Below are 19,351 nucleotides of genomic sequence, written 5' to 3'. Positions count from 1 at the left end.
GTTACGCGGCGTTGCTGAGCGCCGGGTAGTCCGTGTAGCCCGTTTCGCCTTCCGCGTAGAAGGTCGACGGGTTCGGCTCGTTGAGCGTTGCGTTCAGTTCGAAGCGGCGCGGCAGATCGGGGTTCGCGATGAACAACTTGCCCCAGGCGACGGCATCCGCGTCGCCGTTCGCGAGCGCTTGTTGGGCGGTGTCCAGCGTGAAGTTCTCGTTCGCGATGAACGGACCGCCGAACGCCTGCTTCAGCTGCGGCGTGATGTGATCGTCGCCGAACGACTCGCGGGCGAACAGGAAAGCGACTTTGCGGCGACCGAGTTCGCGGGCCACGTAGCCGAAGGTCGCGAGCGGATCGGAGTCGCCCATCGTGTGCGCGTCGCCGCGCGGCGAGAGGTGGACGCCGACGCGCTGCGCGCCCCATACGTCGATCGCCGCATCGACCGCTTCGAGCAGCAGACGCGCGCGGTTTTCGATCGGACCGCCGTACGCGTCGGTGCGGTGGTTCGTGCTGTCCTGCAGGAACTGGTCGAGCAGGTAGCCGTTCGCGCCGTGGATCTCGACGCCGTCGAAACCGGCGATCTTCGCGTTTTCCGCGCCCTTGCGGTATGCGGCGACGATGCCGGGGATCTCATCGAGTTCGAGCGCGCGCGGCGTCACGTACGCGCGCTGCGGACGCACCAGGCTCAAGTGGCCTGCGGGCGCGATCGCGCTCGGCGCGACCGGCAAGTCGCCGTTCAGGAACATCGGATGCGACACGCGGCCGACATGCCACAGCTGCAGGAAGATCCGGCCGCCCGCCGCATGCACGGCGCCGGTCACGAGCTTCCAGCCTTCGACCTGCTCGTCCGACCAGATGCCGGGGGTGTCGGCGTAGCCGACGCCCTGCGGCGTCACCGACGTCGCTTCGCTGATGATGAGGCCCGCCGACGCGCGTTCGGCGTAGTAGCGCGCCATCAATGCGTTGGGCAGGCGCGCCTCGCCGGCGCGGGCGCGGGTGAGCGGGGCCATCACGATGCGGTTCGGCAGCGTGAGGTCGCCGATGGTCAGGGGATCGAACAGGGTAGGCATAACGAAAACCTCATCAAGGTGGCAGGCAGCCGTTACAGGCCGCTGTGCAGTTCATCGAGAAACGCCTGAATCACTTCCTCGTTGCGTTTGAATAAAGTCCATTGGCCGACGCGGGTCGACGAGATCAGTCCGGCGCGCTGCAACGTGGCCAGATGCGCGGACACCGTCGATTGCGACAGACCGCAGCGCGCATCGATCTGGCCCGCGCAGACGCCGTGCAGCGCCGGGTGCGACGGATCCGCGAAATGCCGCTCCGGCTCCTTGAGCCAGGTGAGGATTTCACGGCGGACCGGATTGGCCAGCGCCTTGTGGATGGCGTCGATGTCGATCGTCATGGATTTCAGGGTCAAAAGCTCAAACAAACAAGTGAATCGTCGTTTTCCGAATCTTATATCGGAATATCGCGATATAACGAAAAGAAACTACTGCCAGTAGGGTTGAGGCGGCCGGAACGAAAGCGCGCATTGGTTTGCCGCGCTCGACCGGCCCCCGAGCTTGCTGATCGGGCAGGCTCAGGATTCGTGCGAAGGGTCGATTCTAAGAGATGCATCCGCGGTTCGGGCGGCAGATTGTTGTCGCGGGCGCCGGAGTGACGCTTGATACGTGAAGGAAGGATCCTTATCTTGACTCGATGTGGAAATACTCCCGCTTGCCCTTGGCGGGAAAGGCTCGGGCGCAATGGGGGCGGCGCTCGTTCGGGATGTGATCGTTGGTTTGACCGGGTGCCTGGATCTCAGCCGGCGATATGGCGCATGACAGAGTCGGCGAGCCGGCCTGGAGTACGCGAATAATCGGCTACGCGAGAATGTATTGAATGGCACGGGTATCCGGTGCCAATGCCGTGACGCGGCGCGTTTGAAAGGGGCCGGGATGCAGCCTGGGCCGGGCTCCCGTCCGGGGAGATCCGTCGATGATTTCGCGGCAACGCATCGCGCTACCGCGAGCACGGCGGCTTGCCTCGGAGGTCGCGAACTCGCGCTCCGCTGCGCGTCGGGCGGCGGCGGGTTCCCGGAATCCGAGGTCCGGCCGCACGCCGCCGCCGCCGGCGGGCGTGCCGGCTGGCCGGCCCTCCCGCCTCGGCGACACGCGAGCCTATTTTCCCTGCAACCGGATGTCGCGCGACGACGCTCCGACATACACGGTACCGCCCGGCACATACCGCCAGCCGTTGCGCGCGGTATCCCACACGCTTTGCATCCGCGGCGAGACGGTGATCCGCACGCGGCGCGCTTCGCCCGGATTCAGGCCGACCTTTTCCCAGCCCACCAGCCGGCGCGGCGGTTCATCCTTGTACGGCACGCCGAGATACACCTGCGGCACGTCGGCCCCCGCGACCCGCCCGTCGTTGCGCACCGTGAACGACACGTCGATCGCGCCGTCCGGCCCGCGCCGCACCGACAGGCCCGAGTAGGCGAAGTGCGTGTACGACAATCCGTACCCGAACTCGAACATCGGCCGGATGTTCTTCGCGTCATACCAGCGGTAGCCCATGTTCAGCTTCTCGGCGTACACCGGATCGTTCTCGAACGCGCCGTTCTGCCCCCACGTCGGGGTGTCCTGGTCGCGCACCGGGAAGGTGACCGGCAGCCGGCCCGACGGATTGACCTTGCCGAACAGCACGTTCGCGATGGCCTTGCCGCCGGCTTCGCCCGGGTACCACGCCTCGACGATGGCCGCGACCTGGTCCTTCCACGGCATCAGCACCGGGTTGCCGCTCTGGACCACGACGATCGTGCGCGGATTCGCCTGCGCGACCGCTTCGACGAGCGCATCCTGATTGGTCGGGTTCGCGAGGCCGAGGCTCTGCAGATCGCCGAAATCCTCGCCGGCCGGCTGCGCGACGACGACGATCGCGACATCGGAGCCGCGCGCGAGCGTGGCCGCCTGGCTGATTTCCTGCTGCGTGTAGGCGCGGAACGGCGACTGCTGATCGCTGTTGCCGGCGAACGTCACCTGCGCGGCGGGCGCGAGCGCCTGGATCGCCGCGACAATCGGCACGTCGACCTTCAGCCACGGATTGCGCCACCAGCTGCAGCCCGTCGAGGTGCCGAACGTCAAGCCGCCGCAACCCGCGAACGACCCGCTGACCGGATCGCGCGTGTTGCCCGATCCGCCGCCCGACAGCACGGCCGCGTCGGCGTGGCCGCCGATCACCGCGATCCGCTTGAGCGCGGCCGAAGCCAGCGGCAGCTGGTTGCCGTCGTTCTTCAGCAGCACGATCGATTGTTCGGCCACCGACTGCGAGAACGCATTCGCGCCCGCGAAATCGATCGCGCCGCCGCCCTTGGGCGGATCGTCCATCACGCCGATGCGGATCATCACGTACAGCTTGCGGCGCACCATGTCGTCGAGCCGCGCGGTCGACACCGAATGATTCGCGATCGCCTGGCGCACCGCCTGCGGCGTCAGGTAGACCGTCGGGCCGACATCCTCTTCCTCGTCGAGCCCGGCGTTGATCGCCTTCGCGGTGCTATGCGTCGCACCCCAGTCCGACTGGACCTGGCCTTCGAATCCCCAGTCGTTCTTCAGGACGTCGTTGAGCAGGTGCGCGTTCTCGCACGCATAGTCGCCGTTGAGCCGGTTGTAGCTGCACATCACGCTGCCCGGCCGCGCGCGTTTCGCGGCGATCTCGAACGGCAGCAGATACAGTTCGCGCAGCGTGCGCTCGTCGATCTGGCTGTTGCCGCCCATCCGGCCGTGCTCCTGCTCGTTGCCCGCGAAATGCTTGATGGTCGCGATCACCTTCTGGCGCTGCGTGCCGTCGGTGCGCTCGGCGAGCAGGTCGCCGGCGAGCAGCGGATCCTCGCCGAGATATTCGAACAGGCGGCCGCCGCGCGGCTCGCGCGCGAGGTTGGTGCCGCCGCCGAGCCCCATCGCGAAACCCTGCGCGCGCAGCTGCACGGCGACCTGCTTGCCGTATGCGTACGACAGCCGGCGATCCCAGCTTGCCGCCAGTGCGAGCGTGGCCGGGAAGGTCGTGCTGGCCTGCGACGTACTGCCGGAGCCGGTCGCGGAATCGACCATGTTCAGATCGGGGATGCCGAGTCGCGGCACGCCCTGGATGTAGCCCGCGCCGCCGCCGGGCACGTCGCTCATCTGATATTGCGAATGAATGAACTGCAGTTTTTCGTCGAGCGTCATCTTCCGGACCAGCGCATCGGCGCGCCAGTGCGCGGCGGACGACGCGAAACCGTCCGAAGCGGCGGCAGGGGATGGGACATCGAGCGCGCCCGCGTGGGCGCTGGCGAACACGGCTGCCGTCAATGCGGCGGCCGGCCAAAGTTTGACCTGCATATCTCTCTCCAAGGATCTGATTCTGTTTATGCGAGTGATGCGGGGTCTTGCTGACGCCCGGGGCACGACGGAAACGGGCCGGGCGACATGCTGCTGGCGATGCGGCGCAGCGGCGGGATGCGCCGTGCGGGGTGGAGGGATAGCGCGGCCGGATATGAATGTAGCTAAGCTCCACCGCCATTTACGGTAGCGATGTAGTCCGACTACAGCATCGGTGTTTTCCCTTGGTTTGCGCCAGTGCATGTGAAGGGATTCTCTTCATCGCCGCTTGGCGAGTAAGCCTTTCCTGAGCAAGCAGGGAGATGCCGTAAGAACTGCTCGACGCAGCGCAGCATGCGGGGGCCGCGCGGGTTGCGGACGCGTGACGGGCGCGCCGGCGCAACGCGCGATGGATGGGTGAGCGCCGGCGGCGTCAGCGCCAGTCGGTCGCGACGTCGTCGGGATCGACCAGCGTCAGCCCCGACGCGGGCAGCGGCAGCGCCGTCTTGTAGCGCACCTGCTTCAACGCGAAGCTGGAACGGATGTTCGACACGCCGGGGATTTTCGTGAGGTGCTCGACGATGAAGCGTTCGAGCGTCTGCATGTCCGGCATGACGACGCGCAGCAGGTAATCGGCATCGCCCGACATCAGGTAGCACTCCATCACCTCCGGACGCGCGGAGATCGCCTGCTCGAAGCGCTGCAGCGCATCCTCGACCTGTTTTTCCAGGCTGACCTGGATGAAGACGTTGATCCGCAGCCCGAGCGGTTCGGGATTCAGCAAGGTCACCTGCTGCTTGAAGAGGCCGAGCTTCTCGAGCGCGCGGACGCGGTTGAAGCATGGAGTCGGCGACAGGTTGACCGAGCGCGCCAGCTCGGCATTGGTGATGCGGGCGTCCTGCTGCAACTGGCTGAGGATGCCGATGTCGATCCGGTCGAGACGCTTCGGGGCAGCAGGCATGGATAAAATATTCCTTGGATCGATAAAAAACAGGAATAACTACACTACAGGATCGGCAAATCGCAAGCAAATGAGACGCTTATTTTGCGGATGAGCCGCTACCATGATCCATTCGTCGGGTAACCGAACCCCCTGTCAGGAGTCGAGCGATGACCGATTTGTCGAGCGGCAGCAAGCAGGTGCAATCGATCGCGCCGGATGATGCCGGCCACGACAGCGATCCGCAGGAAACGGCCGAATGGCTGGAAGCGCTCGACGCGGTGATCGCGCATGTCGGTCCGGCGCGTGCGCAATATCTGCTGGAGCGGGTCACGGGGCATGCGCGAACGCGTGGGCTCGACGCGCGGGCCGGCCGCGTGACGCCGTACCTGAACACGATTCCCGAAAGCGCACAGCCGGACTATCCGGGCGACCTCGCGCTCGAAGCGCGGCTCGCCGCCGCGATGCGCTGGAATGCGCTCGCGATGGTCGTGCGCGCGAACCGCGCGTATGGCGAGCTGGGCGGCCATATCGCGAGCTACGCGTCGGCGGCCGACCTGTTCGAAGTCGGTTTCAATCATTTCTTCCATGCGTCGCGCGGCGCGGGCGCGGACGGCGATCTCGTGTATTTCCAGCCGCACTCGGCGCCGGGCGTCTATGCGCGCGCGTATCTCGAAGGCTTTCTCGACGAAGGACGGCTGGAGCACTATCGGCGGGAAATCGCCGGGCCCGGCCTGTGTTCGTACCCGCATCCGTGGCTGATGCCCGATTTCTGGCAGTTCCCGACCGGCTCGATGGGAATCGGGCCGATCAATGCGATCTACCAGGCGCGCTTCATGCGGTATCTGCACAATCGCGGGCTCGCGCGCACCGACGGCCGCAAGGTGTGGGGCTTCTTCGGCGACGGCGAGATGGACGAGCCGGAATCGATCGGCGCGCTGTCGCTGGCGGCGCGCGAAGGGCTCGACAATCTGGTGTTCGTGATCAACTGCAATCTGCAGCGGCTCGACGGTCCGGTGCGCAGCAACGGGCGCATCGTCGACGAGCTGGAGGCGCAGTTCGCCGGCGCGGGCTGGAACGTGATCAAGGTGCTGTGGGGCTCCGATTGGGATCCGCTGTTCGCGCGCGATCATGCCGGCGCATTGGCGCGCGCGTTCGCGCAGACGGTCGACGGCCAGTTCCAGACGTTCTCCGCGAACGACGGCGCGTACAATCGCGCGCGTTTTTTCGGTCAGCATCCGGATCTGGCCGCGCTCGCCGCGACGCTCAGCGACGACGAGATCGACCGGCTGCATCGCGGCGGCCACGATGCGCGCAAGCTGCACGCGGCCTATGCGCGGGCGCTCGCGCACCGGGGGCAGCCGACCGTCGTGCTCGCGAAGACGATGAAGGGGTTCGGGATGGGCGCGGCGGGGCAGGGCCGGATGACCACCCATCAGCAGAAGAAGCTCGACACCGACGACCTGAAGGCGTTCCGCGACCGGTTCCGCCTGCCGCTGTCGGACGACGACGTCGAGCAGCTGAAGTTTTACCAGCCAGCGGCACACAGCCCGGAGATGCAGTATCTGCATGCGCGCCGGGCTGCCCTGGGAGGCTATCTGCCCAGAAGGCGGAGCGCGGCGACGCAGGGGCTGACCGTCCCGGCGTTGCGGGCCTGGGGGCAATTCGCGCTGGAAGCGGGCGGGCGCGAGATGTCGACGACGATGGCGCTGGTGCGCATGCTGACCGCGCTGCTCAAGGACGGGGAGCTGGGCGGCCGGATCGTGCCGATCGTCGCCGACGAGGCGCGCACGTTCGGCATGGCGAACATGTTCCGGCAGGTCGGGATCTATTCGCCGCTCGGCCAACTGTACGAGCCGGAGGATCTCGGCTCGATGCTTTACTACCGCGAGGCGACCGGCGGGCAGATTCTGGAGGAAGGCATTTCCGAGGCGGGCGCGGTGTCGTCGTGGATCGCCGCCGCGACGTCGTACAGCGTGCACGACCTGCCGATGCTGCCGTTCTACATCTACTACTCGATGTTCGGCTTTCAGCGCATCGGCGACCTGATCTGGGCGGCCGCCGACCAGCGGGCGCGCGGTTTCCTGATCGGCGCGACCGCCGGCAAGACGACGCTCGGCGGCGAAGGGCTGCAACACCAGGACGGCAGCAGTCATCTGGCGGCGTCGACGATTCCGAACTGCCGCGCGTACGATCCGGCATTCGCGTACGAGCTGGCGGCGATCGTCGACGAGGGCATGCGCGAGATGGTCGAGCGGCAGCGCGACGTGTTCTATTACGTCACGGCGATGAACGAGAGCTATGCGCAGCCGTCCATGCCGGCCGGCGATCCGGCCGCGCGGCGCGCCGGCATTCTGCGCGGGCTCCACCGCTTGCCGGACGACGACGACAACAACCACGCCGGCGGCGAGGGTTCGGCGGCGCGCGTGCAACTGCTGGGCGCGGGCGCGATTCTCGGCGAGGTGCTGGCGGCGCGGCGGCTGCTGCACGCGGACTGGGGCGTGGAGGCGGACGTGTGGAGCGTGACGAGCTTCACCGAGCTGCAGCGCGACGGCATCGCGGCGGAGCGGCTGGCCCGGCTCGGCGAAGCGTCGATCGAGCCCTACGTGACGGGGCAGCTCGGCGCGACGTCCGGCCCGGTGATCGCCGCGACCGATTACGTGCGCGCGGTGCCCGAACTGATCCGCGCCTACGTGCCGCGGCGCTACGTGACGCTCGGCACCGACGGATTCGGGCGCAGCGATACGCGGGCGGCGTTGCGCGCGTTCTTCGAGGTCGACCGGGCGTCAATCGTGATCGCGGCGTTGAAGGCGCTCGAGGACGACGGCGCGATCGGCGCGGGCGTGAGCGCTCGCGCGCTGCGACACTATGGCAAGGGCGGGGCGTCGTCGCACGGGGCACCCTGGATGCGCTAGAACGGGGCCGCGGCGCACCTCGGGCAGCGGATGCCGAGGGCATCGGGCCGGATACGCCGCGCCCGATCTTGGTCATGCAGTCGTCGCGCCACGCGCGCTTGCCTCGAGTCGGACGGCGCGCATATAGTCGAAGCCGTTGCGCTTGCCGACGACACGTCGCCTATCCGCCCGCGCGTGGAAAACACAGAGACAGGAGCTTCGCCATGAAAGCCCGACCGGTCACGCCCGACATCGATTGCGCGAGCATCCTGCCGGGTTTCGATTTTGCCGATGCGTACCGGGTGGAAGTGCCGCCCGGGATCGATGCGATCCGCGCGGCCGGCGGCATGCTATCGACCATGCCGCACTGGATTCGCATGCTGCTGCGAATCCGTGACCGGCTGGGGATGCTCGTCGCGCTGAAGCCGGCGCCGCCGGGCGGGTTTCCGGTCATCCGGCAGTCGCCCGGCGAAGTGCTGATGGGTTTCGACGACCGGCACCTGGATTTCCGCGTCGCCGTCGTCGTGGCGGAGGGCAACGCCACCCTCACCACCATCGTGCGCAGCCACAACGTGTGGGGGCGCGGCTACCTCGCGGCCATCATGCCGTTTCACCGGATCATCGCGGCGCGCGCCGTCTTGAACATCGCGGCGCTGGCGGGCGCCGGCAACGGTCCCGCTCAACCGCGAGCGTGACGCCGCCGGCCGGTCCGGCTCAGCACAGTTCAGTTCAGTCGACCTTCGTCAGCCATTCGCGTCCTTTCAGCATGCCGTTCCAGTAAAGCCAGGGCAGCACGGTCGTCTTCAGGTGCCAGGCCGAGCGGCGCGGGATCAGCGGATCGAGCGGGAAGGTCGGCAGCAGCTTGCCGCCGTAGCCGAATTCGGCAAGCACGATGCGGCCTTTCTCGACCGTCAGCGGACACGCGCCGTAGCCGTCGTAGCGTGCCGCCAGCGGAGCGCCGTCGCGGGCCGCGAGCAGGTTGCGCGCGACGATCACGATCTGCTTGCGCGCGGCGGCGGCGGTCTTCGCGTTGGGCGCCGAGCAGACGTCGCCGAGCGCGAAGATGTTCGGATAGCGCGGATGCTGCAGCGTGACCTGATCCACCTCGCACCAGCCGTCGGCGTTGGCGAGCGGGCTGGCGCGCACGAAGTCCGGCGCGATTTGCGGCGGCACGACGTGCAGCAGGTCGAACGGCTTGTCGACGCGGGCGACGCTGCCGTCCGCCTCCTTCACGTCGAATGTCGCGGTCCGGTTCGGACCGTCGACCGCGACGAGGTTCGAATTGAACGCCAGCTTCGCGCGATAGCGTTCGACATAGCGCATCAGCGGCGGCACGAACGCGGCGACGCCGAACAGCGCGCCGCCAGCGTTGTCGAATTCCACCGCGATCCGGTCGAGCGCGCCGCTGCGCCGCCAGTGATCGCAGGCCAGATACATCGCCTTCTGCGGCGCGCCCGCGCATTTGATCGGCATGGCCGGCTGCGTGAAGATCGCCTGGCCGCTTTTGAGCGCGCGCACCAGTTCCCACGTGTACGGCGCGAGATCGAAGCGGTAGTTCGACGTCACGCCGTTGCGGCCGAGCGTCGCCTCGAGTCCGGCGATGCGATCCCACGCGAGCTGCAGGCCGGGGCAGACGATCAGATGCCGGTATTCGAGCGTTGCGCCGTCGTCCAGCACGACGCGGCCGTGCTCGGGCTCGAAGCCCGCGACGCGGCCGCACACCCATTGCGCGCCGTGCGGGATCAGCGACGCGGTGGGGCGTACGGTCTTGCCGATGTCGTACGCGCCGCCGCCCACCAGTGTCCATGCCGGCTGGTAGTAGTGCTGCTCGCTGGGTTCGACGATCGCGATCTTCAGGTCGGCGCGCCGCTTGAGCAGGCTCGCGGTCACGCCGATGCCGGCCGCGCCGCCGCCCACCACGACGATGTCGAAGGAGCGGGAAGTCAGGGTTGAGGATGTCATGGGCATAGAGAAATCGAAAGTGGGCGGGTTTCGCCGTCGCGCGGGGCGGGCCGGGTCGCCCGCCTGCCGCCGCGAGGCCGGCTACAGCACGTTCAACGGAATTTTCAGGTAGCGGGTGCCGTTGCTGTCCGGCTCGGGCAGCCTGCCTGCGCGGATATTCAGCTGAATCGACGGGATGATCAGCGTCGGCATTCCGAGCGTCCGGTCGCGCGCGGTGCGCATCGCGATGAAGTCCGCCTCGGCGATCGTCCCGCCGACATGGATGTTGGCCGCGCGCTGCTCGGCCACCGTCGTGTGCCAGCGCAGCCCGCGGCCGTCCGGCGGATAGTCGTGGCACATGTACAGCTGCGTGTCGCCGGGCAGCGACAGCAGGCGGCGAATCGACTGGTAGAGCGTATGCGCGTCGCCGCCGGGGAAATCGCAGCGCGCGGTGCCGACGTCCGGCATGAACAGCGTGTCGCCGACGAACGCGACGCCGTCGAAGCAATAGGCGACATCGGCGGGCGTATGGCCCGGCACGTGCATGACCGTCGCCTGCAGTTCGCCGACGCCGAACCGGTCGCCTTCGCCGAACAGATGATCGAACTGCGAGCCGTCCGGAAGGAACGCCGGTTCGAGATTGAACACCGGACCGAAGATCCGCTGCACCGCGCGGATTCGTTCGCCGATCGCGATCCGGCCGCCGAGCTGTTCGCGCAGATAGGGCGCGGCCGAGACGTGATCGGCGTGCGCGTGCGTTTCGAGCAGCCAGTCGACCCGCAGGCGCGTGTCGCGCACGTACTCGACGATCCGGTCCGCGCAACGGGTCGACGTATGACCCGCGTGCGGTTCGTAGTCGAGCACGGAATCGACGATCGCGCAGTCGGTGCCCGGGCCGGCGTGCACGACGTAGCTGAGGGTCGAGGTGACGGGGTCGTGAAAGGCTTCGATGATGGGTTTCATGAGGGAAGAGGGTCGCTCAATTGGACGGATCGCGCAACAGGCGGCGGCGCCGAAATCCGCTCGGAACCGGTTTTGTCCGGGCCGTCGTTCGCGCGGCGCCGCCGCCCGCGCGTGAGGGTGTGCAGCCGGGCTCGCCCGCGTCTCGTCAAAAGACGCTTCTCACGCCGGCGCGTCCGACCGCCTGCTTCTGGTTGCTCGACGGATTGAAGCCGGCGATCTGCGCGACCGGGGCGTCGCCGGCGGCTTTCTGGTACGCGCCCATCAGGTAGACCGAGGTCCGCTTCGACAACGCGTACTCGACACTCAGATTGAACTGGTTGTACTTGGGTTCCGCATGCGTCGCATGGTCGCAGCCGGTGGTGTAGGTGTAGCCCGCGGCAAGCGTGACACCCGGCGCCGGCGTGACGACGGTCGACAGTTCGTAGTTCTGGAACGTCGCGTCGTGTCCGGCGCTGCCTTGCTGGAAGCTGGTATTGGTGAAATCGGCCAGCAGCTTGACCGACGTCAGCACCCGGTACGACACGCCCGCGCCGAACACTTTCTGCGCGCGCGCGGCCGCCAGATAGTTGCCGTAGATCGCGTTGGTGAAGCCGGGATAGTTCTGGTAGCCCTGCGTCGACACGCCGGGGTTGTTGATCCGCAGATAGCCGACCCCCGCGCCGAACGGGCCGGCCGCATAGCTGGCGCCGGCGCTGAACACGGCGTTGTTCGAGAACTGGCCCGCGATGCCGCCGAACGCGTAGAGCCCGCCGAACGTGAAGCCGCCGAGCGTCGGACTGCGGTACTTGAGCGCGTTCGAGATCGGGAAGCCGTTGTCGGTGTTGTCCATGTCGTTCGGATGCGCGAAATAATAGCCGCCGACGTTGCCGTTCAGCGTAAACGGTTCCACGTAGTCGACGATCGAATCCCATTGCCTGCCGAGCGTGACGGTGCCGAAACGCGTGCTCTGCAGGCCCGCGTATGCGTTGCGCGAAAACGCGAGGCCGCTGCCGAGCCGGCCGGAATTCAGATCGAAGCCGCTTTCGAGCCGGAAGATCGCCGCGAGCCCGCCGCCGAGATCCTCGGCGCCGCGCAGGCCCCAGCGGCTGCCCGCGGTGACCCCGGACGCGAGCTGGGTCAGGTGCGTGCCCTGTACGTTGCTGACGAAATCCACACCGTCTTCGACGATACCGTACAGCGTGACGCTGCTCTGCGCGTGCGCGCCGGCGGACAGGCCGAACAGCGCGGCGAAGGTGACGAGCTTTTTCATGATGGCGATCGGATCGGTTGACGGGGTGAGGAGGGGCGTAACAGAACGGCGTTCGATGACGGCGCATCGAACGCGCGGCGTGTACGGCGTGTACGGCGTGTACGGCGATGCGGCGTTCGCCGGGTAGCGAGCGCGGCGTGCTCGGTGGGTGCCGCGCGGCGCTCGCTCGCGTCTAGTCGCGGTAATCCTTCAGCAGCTTCGCCGCGGCGCGGAAGTCCGGCGTCAGCGGGCGGTCCTGTTCGAGAAAGGCGACCTGGCCGCGCAGCGCGTGATACAGCGGAGCGGTCGCCGGCGCGAGCGCGAAGTCCGCCTGCTTGCGCCGGCGCAGATCGATCGCCTGGGCCGCCTGGATCAGCTCGATGCCGAGCAGCGCATAGCTGTTGTCGATCTGCTGCTGCACCCGCTCGACGACTTCGGGCGCGTTGGTTGCGATGTCCTCGATACCGCCCGCGACGGGCAGATAGTCGAGCGACACGGGCATCGCGAGCGCCTTGTTCGCCATCGCGAGCGCGGTCGGCGGTTTTTCCATGGCGCCGAACGCATGCACCGTCTGGTCGGTGCCGAGGAACCGGCTCAGGCCGGTCAGATGCGGATCGTTCAGCTTCACGACCCGCTGCGCGGACGCGAGCGCATTGTGGGCGAGCGCAAGGCCGAGCTCCTCGAAGGCGAGCACCCATGGCAGCGGCTCGAAATTCGCGCTCGGCAGCACCGCGCCGCCGCCGTCGACATAGCCGGCCGCATCCTGCGCGCGAGCCGATTTCGGCGTGACGCCGACGGCGACGCCCGGATTGTCGTCGCTCGAATTCAGCTGGATCGCGATCAGCGCGCGCGCCGCATCGAGCGTGCGATCCTCCTCGCCGAGCAGATAGACCCCCGAACGGAAGCTCAGCGGGTCCTGCAGCGGCCGGTCCGGGTCGCGATTCCACAGGCTGCTGCCCGCCAGCAGCGCGCGCAGCGCGGCGCCCGCGCGCTGCGTGTACGGGAACGGCCGCAGCGCAAGCGTGTCCTCGCGCAACGGCGAGACATTGCCGTTCAGACCTTGAAGACTCAGTGCGAAGACCTGCTTCGATACCCGGGCGAGCTGCGCCATGTCGTGCAGCGCGAGCGCCGCCATGCCCGCCGAGTAGGCGTTGGAACTGAGGATCGCGAGCGCATCCTTGCCGAACGGCCGGATCGGCGCGATGCCGGCCGCCTTCAGCGCGTCGGCGGCCGGCAGCTTGCGGCCCCGGTAGTACGCGTCGCCTTCGCCGAGCATCGCGAGGCCGACATGGCTGAGGATCGTGATGTCCGCCTCGCCGATCGAGCCGTCGGCCGGCATCGCGGGCGTGACGCCGCGATTGAGGCACTGCGCATAGGCGTCGACGATCGCGGGCTGCACGCCCGCGCCGCCGTCGAGCATGGCGTTGAGGCGCGCGGCCATCGCCGCGCGCGCCACGCGCACGCTCATGTCCGGCCCGACGCTGCCCGAGTGCGCGCGGATCAGGCCCAGGTTGAACCGCGTCGACGCGTCGATCACCTCGTCGGTCAGCTTGCCGTGCGCGTCGACCATCTTGCGGTCCTTGTTGAGTCCGACGCCGACCGTCAGTCCGTAGATCTGCTGGCCGGCGGCCGCCGCCTCGAGCAGCACGTCGTGCGCGGCCGTCACGCGCTGCCGCGCGGCGGGGGCGATCGACACGGCTTCGCCGTCCGCGATGCGCGCAATCAGGTCCGGGGTAGCGGAGTGTCCGTCGAGCATGACGTCGGCGAAGGCCGGCGCGGCGGCGAGCAGCATGAGCGCGGCGGCGCCGCGAACGATCAGACGTTGCATGAGAGGAGTCCGGAGTTAGGCGTGACGGGAAGCGGCGGGCAGCGCGGCAATCGACGCGAGCGCGACGATGCAGGCGGCCATGACGTACCAGGCCGGCGCGAACAGATGGCCGCCGTGCTGCGTGAACCCCGTGAGGATCGCGGGGGCGAAGCCGCCGAAGATCGTCGCGGCCAGGTTGTAGGACAGCGACATGCCGGTCGAACGGACCCGGGTTGGAAACAGCTCCGACAGCGCGGCGGGCGCGACGCCGGTGAACACCGCGACCAGCACGCAGAACGCGCTCTGCACGACGATCAGCGTCGATGCCGAATGCGCGGCGTGCAGCCAATAGAGGAGCGGATAGACCGATACGAGCATCAGCGTCGCGCCCGCCGCCAGCACCGTGCGCCGGCCGAAACGATCCGACCACGCGCCGGCGCACACGCAGACGACGGCCATCAGGCAGTTGCCGACCAGCGCGGCGACGAACGCCTCGTGGCCTTCGTAGTGCAGCGTGCGTTGCGCATAGGTCGGCATGAAGATCACCAGCGTGTAGACGCAGACGGCCCAGAGCACGGAAAACCCGGTGCCGATCGTCAGTTCGCGCGGAAAATCGCGGACGATCTGCAGCAGCGGCGCTTTCTGCGCGGCCCGTTCGCGATGGATGCGGTCCATTTCCGCCTGGAAATGCGGCGTTTCGTCGAGCGTCTTGCGCAGCCAGAAGCCGACCGGCGCGATCGCGAGACCGAGGATGAACGGAATGCGCCAGCCCCAGTCGCCGATCTGCTCGCGGCTCAGCGTCAAGGTCACGGCGGTGGCGACCAGCGCGCCGAGGATGTTCGACAGCGCCATGCTCGCCTGCAGCCACGACGCGTACTTGCCTTTCTTCTCGGCCGGCGCGTGCTCGATCAGGAACGCCGCCGCGCCGCCGACCTCGCCGCCGGCGGAAAAACCCTGCAGCAGACGCCCGCAGACCACCAGCAGCGGCGCGCCGATGCCGATCGCCTGGTAGGGCGGCGCGAACGCGATGATCCCGGTGCCCGCCGCCATCACGAGGATCGTCAGCGTGAGCGCCGCCTTGCGCCCGGCGCGGTCGCCGTAGATGCCGATCGCGAGCGCGCCGAGCGGACGCGCGACGAAACCGATGCCGAACGCCATGAAGGCTTCGAGCAGCTGGGTGCCCGGGTCGGCCTGATGGAAGAAGTTCTGCGCGATGTACACCGCGAAGAACGCATAGACCGAAAAGTCGTACCACTCCAGCGCATTGCCGATCGACGCGGCCGCGACCGCGCGGCGGCCGTGGTGGATCGGCGAGGACACGGACGGGGCCGTGTCGAGGGGAACCGCGACATGCTTCACGACGATCTCCTGTTGAATGCGGTTCGCCTACAGCCGGATATGCGGCACCTGCTTGCGGGCGGCTTCGTCGAGCGCGTCGTCGTAGCCGGCGTCCGCATAGCGGATCACGCCCATCGCGGTATCGTTGGTCATGGACAGCGAGAGACGTCGGTCGGCTTCCGGCGAGCCGTCCGCGACGACCGTCACGCCCGCGCTCGTCATGTAGCCGCTGTAGCCGCCGCCGCCCGAATGGATCGCAACGAGGTCGGCCATCGACGCGCAGTTCACGAGCGCGTTCAGGAGCGGCCAGTCGGCGATCGCATCCGATCCGTCGCGCAGGTTCTCGGTCATGATGTTCGGGTGCGCCATCGCGCCCGCGTCCAGATGGTCCCGGGTGAAGGCGACGGGGCCGGCCAGCCACCCGTCGCGGACCATCCCGTTGACCGCCAGCGCGAGCTGCGTGCGCTCGCCGTGGCCGAGCCACGCGATGCGCGCGGGCAGCCCCTCGAACGGCACGTGCTCGCGTGCGAGGCGGATCCAGTTCGACACGATCGGGTTGCCGGAGAACTGCGCGAGCAGGTAGTCGTCGATGATCCGGATGTCGCCGGGGTCGTTCGACAGCGCGATCCAGCGGAACGGCCCGATCGCCCGGCAGAACAGCGGACGCAGGAATGCCTCGGTGAAGACGGGGATCTCGAACGCGCGCGCGACGCCGCCTTCTTCGGCATGCGTGCGGATCAGGTTGCCGTTGTCGAACACGATCGCGCCGCGATCCTTGAAACCCAGCATCGCCTCGACGTGCCGGACGATCGACGCGCGGCTCGCGTTCATCAGCGTCGCGAGATCGCCGCCGCGCAGCGCGCGCGCCTCGGCGAGCGTGTAGCCCGACGGCACGTAGCCGTAGACCAGATCGTGCGCGGCGGTCTGATCGGTGACGATGTCGGGAATCACGCCGCGCGCGAGGATCGCCGGATAGACGTCGGCCGCGTTGCCGAGCAGGCCGACCGAGATCGGCGCGCGGCGCGCCTGCGCATCGCGGATCAACGCGAGCGCGTCGTCGAGATCGCGGGCCTGGCGTTCGAGGAAGCCGATCTGCAGGCGCTTGTCGATGCGCTCCTGATCGACTTCCACCGTGAGGATCGCCGCGTTGGCCATCCGGCCCGCGAGCGGCTGCGCGCCGCCCATGCCGCCGAGCCCGGCGGTCAGGATGAAGCGGCCGCGCAGGTCGCCGTCGAAATGGCGTTCGGCGATGCGCGAGAAGATCTCGTAGGTGCCCTGGATCACGCCCTGCGAACCGATGTACTGCCAGTCTCCGGCGGTCAGCCCGCCCCAGCAGATCAGGTTGCGTTTTTCCCATTCGTAGAAGTGTTCCGCCTTCGCCCACTGGCCGACGATGTTGCAGTTCGCCATGATCACGAGCGGGGCCTGCGCATGCGTGCGCAGCAGGCCGACCGGCTTGCCCGACTGCACGACGAGTGTCTGGTCCTCGTCCATGGTTTTCAGCGCGCGGACGATCGCGTCGTGCGACGGCCAGTCGCGCGCCGCGCGGCCGAGCGCCGCGTAGACGATCAGTTGCTCGGGATTCTCGCCGACGGCGAGCACGTTCTCGAGCAGGCGCAGCAATGCTTCCTGCCGCCAGCCCTTGCAGCGCAGCGTCGTGCCGGAGGTCACCTGGAATGCGTGAGTCATCGTGTCGGCTCCGGTCAGCGGCCGAGCGCGTAATCGGCGATCGAGATGCCGAGCGCCTTCTCGACGGGCGGGTACACCGCCGGGTCGCGCACCGAGGACGACAGCGGAAGCAGCGTCTTCGCCACCCGCAGCACGTGGATCTCCATGCCTTCCCGAAGCTGGCCGGCGCTCACCGGACGGCCTTGCGCGTCGAGCGTCGTGATCACGTCGGGGTAGGTCGCGATCCGTTCGCCGTGCGCGTTGTCGACCGCCATGTGCTCGTTCATCACGTGGATCACGGTGCGCGTGGCGCCGGCGCCGAGATACACGAGGCCGACGTCGAAGGCTTCGGGGGTGTACTCGAGCGTGTTGCGCTCGATCTTGCCGCTGGCGATGATGTCGCCCTGCGTCGCGCGGCAGATCGCATCGATCACCGCGCCGCCCGAGCGTTTTTCCGCGTCGATGATCGCCTCGCCGAGCGCGAGCGCGCGGCCGATGCCGCCGAGCGCCGCGTGCTCGCGCACATAAGACGCGCGCACCGGATTGCGGCAGCTCGCGATGAAGCCGCCCGCCATGTCCGCCGCCTTGCGCAGGACCGGCGAGACCTTGGCGGTCGCGCCGCGCACCACCAGTTCGAGATACGCATGTTGCGCGCGGTTGCCGCCGGCGGCGGCCTGGATCATCGGCGCGGGGCTCGACGCGAGGCCGAGCGAACCCATGTCGCCCGTCGGATGCGCGCGGATGTCGCCGACCGCGTCGACGACCTTGGTGCCCAGCAGCGCCGACGGGAGCCAGCCGTTCAGCGTGCTCGACATGCCGTTCTGGCCGATGATGAGGCCCGCGAGCGGCGCGCCGAGCGCGTCCTGCACGAGCTGCACGGCTTTCACGTAGTCGCCGCCGAGCATTTCCCAATCGGTGAGGCCGCCGGGCGCGCCGATCGCGGCGGCGGTGGCGACCCACGCATCGGCGGGCAGCTCGTCGATCGACACCAGCTCGGGCCGGCCGATCGTCACCGCGAGCATGCCGAGCTCGCGGCCGTGGTCGGCCCAGCCGCCTCCGCCGCACGCGAATACCGAGCCGCCTTTCACGGCGGCTTCAACATCGTTCGATCCCAGAATGCGTCCCATGCGTCGTTTGTCCAGAGAAGAAAAGGAGCGCTGCGTGCGGCGCGCAATCCGTGGCGCGGCAGCAGGTGTCAAACGATTCTAGGGATGCCGAATATTGAGCGTTATTGCTTTTTTATGGAAACTTCATAACGCGAGGTTAAGGCTAGGGTTATCCCTCCGATGCCGCGGCAGCGCGTTTCATGCCGGGGCGGACAACGTCTGCAACGTACCGATGAATTCGTGCGCGAGCCGCGACAGCGGCGCAAGCACCGGGTGCATCACGCTCACGGGCGCGGCGAGGGTCGGCAGGATCGGCTTCACGACGATGTGCGGCCAGACCGGGCCGTTGACGGTCAGCTCGTCGATCAGCGCGATGCCCGTGCCGGCCTGCACCAGCGCGCAGGCGACATGCGCCTGCTGCACCTCGACCTTCACCTGCGGCACGAGCCCTTCGTCGTGGAACAGCCGGCGCATCAGCTGGCCCAGCGGAATGTCGCTGCCGTAGCCGATCAGCGGCGTATCGGCGAGATCGCGGATCGCGAGCGTGTCGCGCGCGGCGAACGGATGCGCGGCGGGCACGGCCGCGACCATCCGGTTCTCGTAGAGCGGAATGCTCTCGACGTTCGGATGACTGTCTTCGAGAAACGCGATGCCGAGTTCGACCTGTTGGGTGAGCACCGCCTGCAGCAGTACGCCGGGAATCATCGTGTGCAGGATGATCCGCACGTCCGGGAAACGTTCGTAGAAGCGCGCGATCGCCAGCGGCAGCAGCGACTGCCCGAGGTTCGGGCTGCAGGCGATCCGCAGGTGGCCCATCCGGTTCTCGATCAGATCCTCGGCGACCTCGTTGACGCGCTGGACGCCCTGGTACACCGCGTTGACTTCGACGAACAGGCGCTGCGCTTCCGGCGTCGGATAGAGCCGGCCCTTGATGCGCTCGAACAGCGCGAGGCCGAGCCGCTGTTCCGCATACGAGATGAGCCGCGACACGGCCGGCTGCGAGACGTGCAGCAGCTTGGCGGCGCCGCTGATCGAGCCGGTCAGCATGATCGCGCGGAACACTTCGATTTGCCGAAGATTGAGTCGCACTGCCTTAACTCCGTGTTATGTGGGGGTGATAAATCGGCATG

General features: G+C 68.0%; 14 protein-coding genes. 2 read left to right on the top strand and 12 right to left on the bottom strand.

Going from position 1 to position 19,351, the window contains the following annotated elements:
• Position 1 precedes the first annotated feature (1 nt).
• The 4 genes from RZR99_RS18575 to RZR99_RS18560 all read right to left on the bottom strand — a co-directional run bounded on the left by RZR99_RS18575 (position 2) and on the right by RZR99_RS18560 (position 5,297).
• Positions 2-1,063 (bottom strand): alkene reductase, encoded by a 1,062-nt coding sequence (locus tag RZR99_RS18575; RefSeq protein ID WP_323121232.1) that lies wholly within the window; start codon positions 1,061-1,063, stop codon positions 2-4.
• 32 nt (positions 1,064-1,095) lie between these two features.
• Positions 1,096-1,398 (bottom strand): ArsR/SmtB family transcription factor, encoded by a 303-nt coding sequence (locus RZR99_RS18570; RefSeq protein ID WP_323121231.1) that lies wholly within the window; start codon positions 1,396-1,398, stop codon positions 1,096-1,098.
• A 757-nt stretch (positions 1,399-2,155) separates the two neighbouring features.
• Complete coding sequence (locus tag RZR99_RS18565) at positions 2,156-4,357, bottom strand: glycoside hydrolase family 3 C-terminal domain-containing protein (RefSeq protein WP_323121230.1); 2,202 nt, start codon at positions 4,355-4,357, stop codon at positions 2,156-2,158.
• Positions 4,358-4,769: 412 nt separating this feature from the next.
• Entirely contained in the window at positions 4,770-5,297 is a 528-nt protein-coding gene (locus RZR99_RS18560; protein WP_323121229.1) for an Lrp/AsnC family transcriptional regulator, read from the bottom strand.
• A gap of 149 nt (positions 5,298-5,446) precedes the next feature.
• Between RZR99_RS18560 and mdeB the strand changes: the two genes are divergently transcribed.
• Both mdeB and RZR99_RS18550 read left to right on the top strand, forming a co-directional pair.
• Positions 5,447-8,191 carry an alpha-ketoglutarate dehydrogenase gene (gene mdeB, locus RZR99_RS18555; RefSeq protein WP_323121228.1) on the top strand — a complete coding sequence of 915 codons (2,745 nt, stop codon included), beginning with the start codon at positions 5,447-5,449 and terminating at the stop codon, positions 8,189-8,191.
• Between the two features lie 203 nt (positions 8,192-8,394).
• The gene (locus RZR99_RS18550) at positions 8,395-8,865 is read left to right on the top strand and encodes a DUF2867 domain-containing protein (RefSeq protein ID WP_323121227.1); all 471 of its coding nucleotides are present in this window, start codon (positions 8,395-8,397) and stop codon (positions 8,863-8,865) included.
• A gap of 34 nt (positions 8,866-8,899) precedes the next feature.
• On the opposite strand, the gene RZR99_RS18545 is transcribed toward RZR99_RS18550, so the two are convergent.
• The 8 genes from RZR99_RS18545 to RZR99_RS18510 form a co-directional block, all read right to left on the bottom strand.
• Positions 8,900-10,132 (bottom strand): NAD(P)/FAD-dependent oxidoreductase, encoded by a 1,233-nt coding sequence (locus RZR99_RS18545; RefSeq protein WP_323121226.1) that lies wholly within the window; start codon positions 10,130-10,132, stop codon positions 8,900-8,902.
• Between the two features lie 81 nt (positions 10,133-10,213).
• Positions 10,214-11,074, bottom strand: a complete 861-nt coding sequence (locus RZR99_RS18540) for an MBL fold metallo-hydrolase (protein ID WP_323121225.1) — start codon at positions 11,072-11,074, stop codon at positions 10,214-10,216.
• Positions 11,075-11,219: 145 nt separating this feature from the next.
• Entirely contained in the window at positions 11,220-12,323 is a 1,104-nt protein-coding gene (locus tag RZR99_RS18535; protein WP_323121224.1) for a porin, read from the bottom strand.
• Between the two features lie 172 nt (positions 12,324-12,495).
• Positions 12,496-14,130, bottom strand: coding sequence for an HAL/PAL/TAL family ammonia-lyase (locus RZR99_RS18530; protein WP_323121223.1), 1,635 nt, complete (start codon positions 14,128-14,130; stop codon positions 12,496-12,498).
• Positions 14,131-14,145: 15 nt separating this feature from the next.
• Entirely contained in the window at positions 14,146-15,468 is a 1,323-nt protein-coding gene (locus RZR99_RS18525; protein WP_323121222.1) for an MFS transporter, read from the bottom strand.
• Between the two features lie 27 nt (positions 15,469-15,495).
• Positions 15,496-17,136, bottom strand: coding sequence for a urocanate hydratase (locus tag RZR99_RS18520; protein WP_323121221.1), 1,641 nt, complete (start codon positions 17,134-17,136; stop codon positions 15,496-15,498).
• A gap of 14 nt (positions 17,137-17,150) precedes the next feature.
• The gene (locus RZR99_RS18515) at positions 17,151-18,242 is read right to left on the bottom strand and encodes a DUF917 domain-containing protein (protein ID WP_323121220.1); all 1,092 of its coding nucleotides are present in this window, start codon (positions 18,240-18,242) and stop codon (positions 17,151-17,153) included.
• A 177-nt stretch (positions 18,243-18,419) separates the two neighbouring features.
• Positions 18,420-19,310: a LysR family transcriptional regulator gene (locus tag RZR99_RS18510; protein WP_323121219.1), complete on the bottom strand. Its 891-nt coding sequence runs from the start codon at positions 19,308-19,310 to the stop codon at positions 18,420-18,422.
• Between the last annotated feature and the right edge of the window lie 41 nt (positions 19,311-19,351).

It is taken from the genome of Burkholderia alba, assembly GCF_034721475.1.
GTDB classification, from domain to species: Bacteria; Pseudomonadota; Gammaproteobacteria; order Burkholderiales; family Burkholderiaceae; genus Burkholderia; species Burkholderia alba.
The sequence above is the reverse complement of the archived record's forward strand: the minus strand, read 5'-3'. Positions and strand labels throughout refer to the sequence as shown.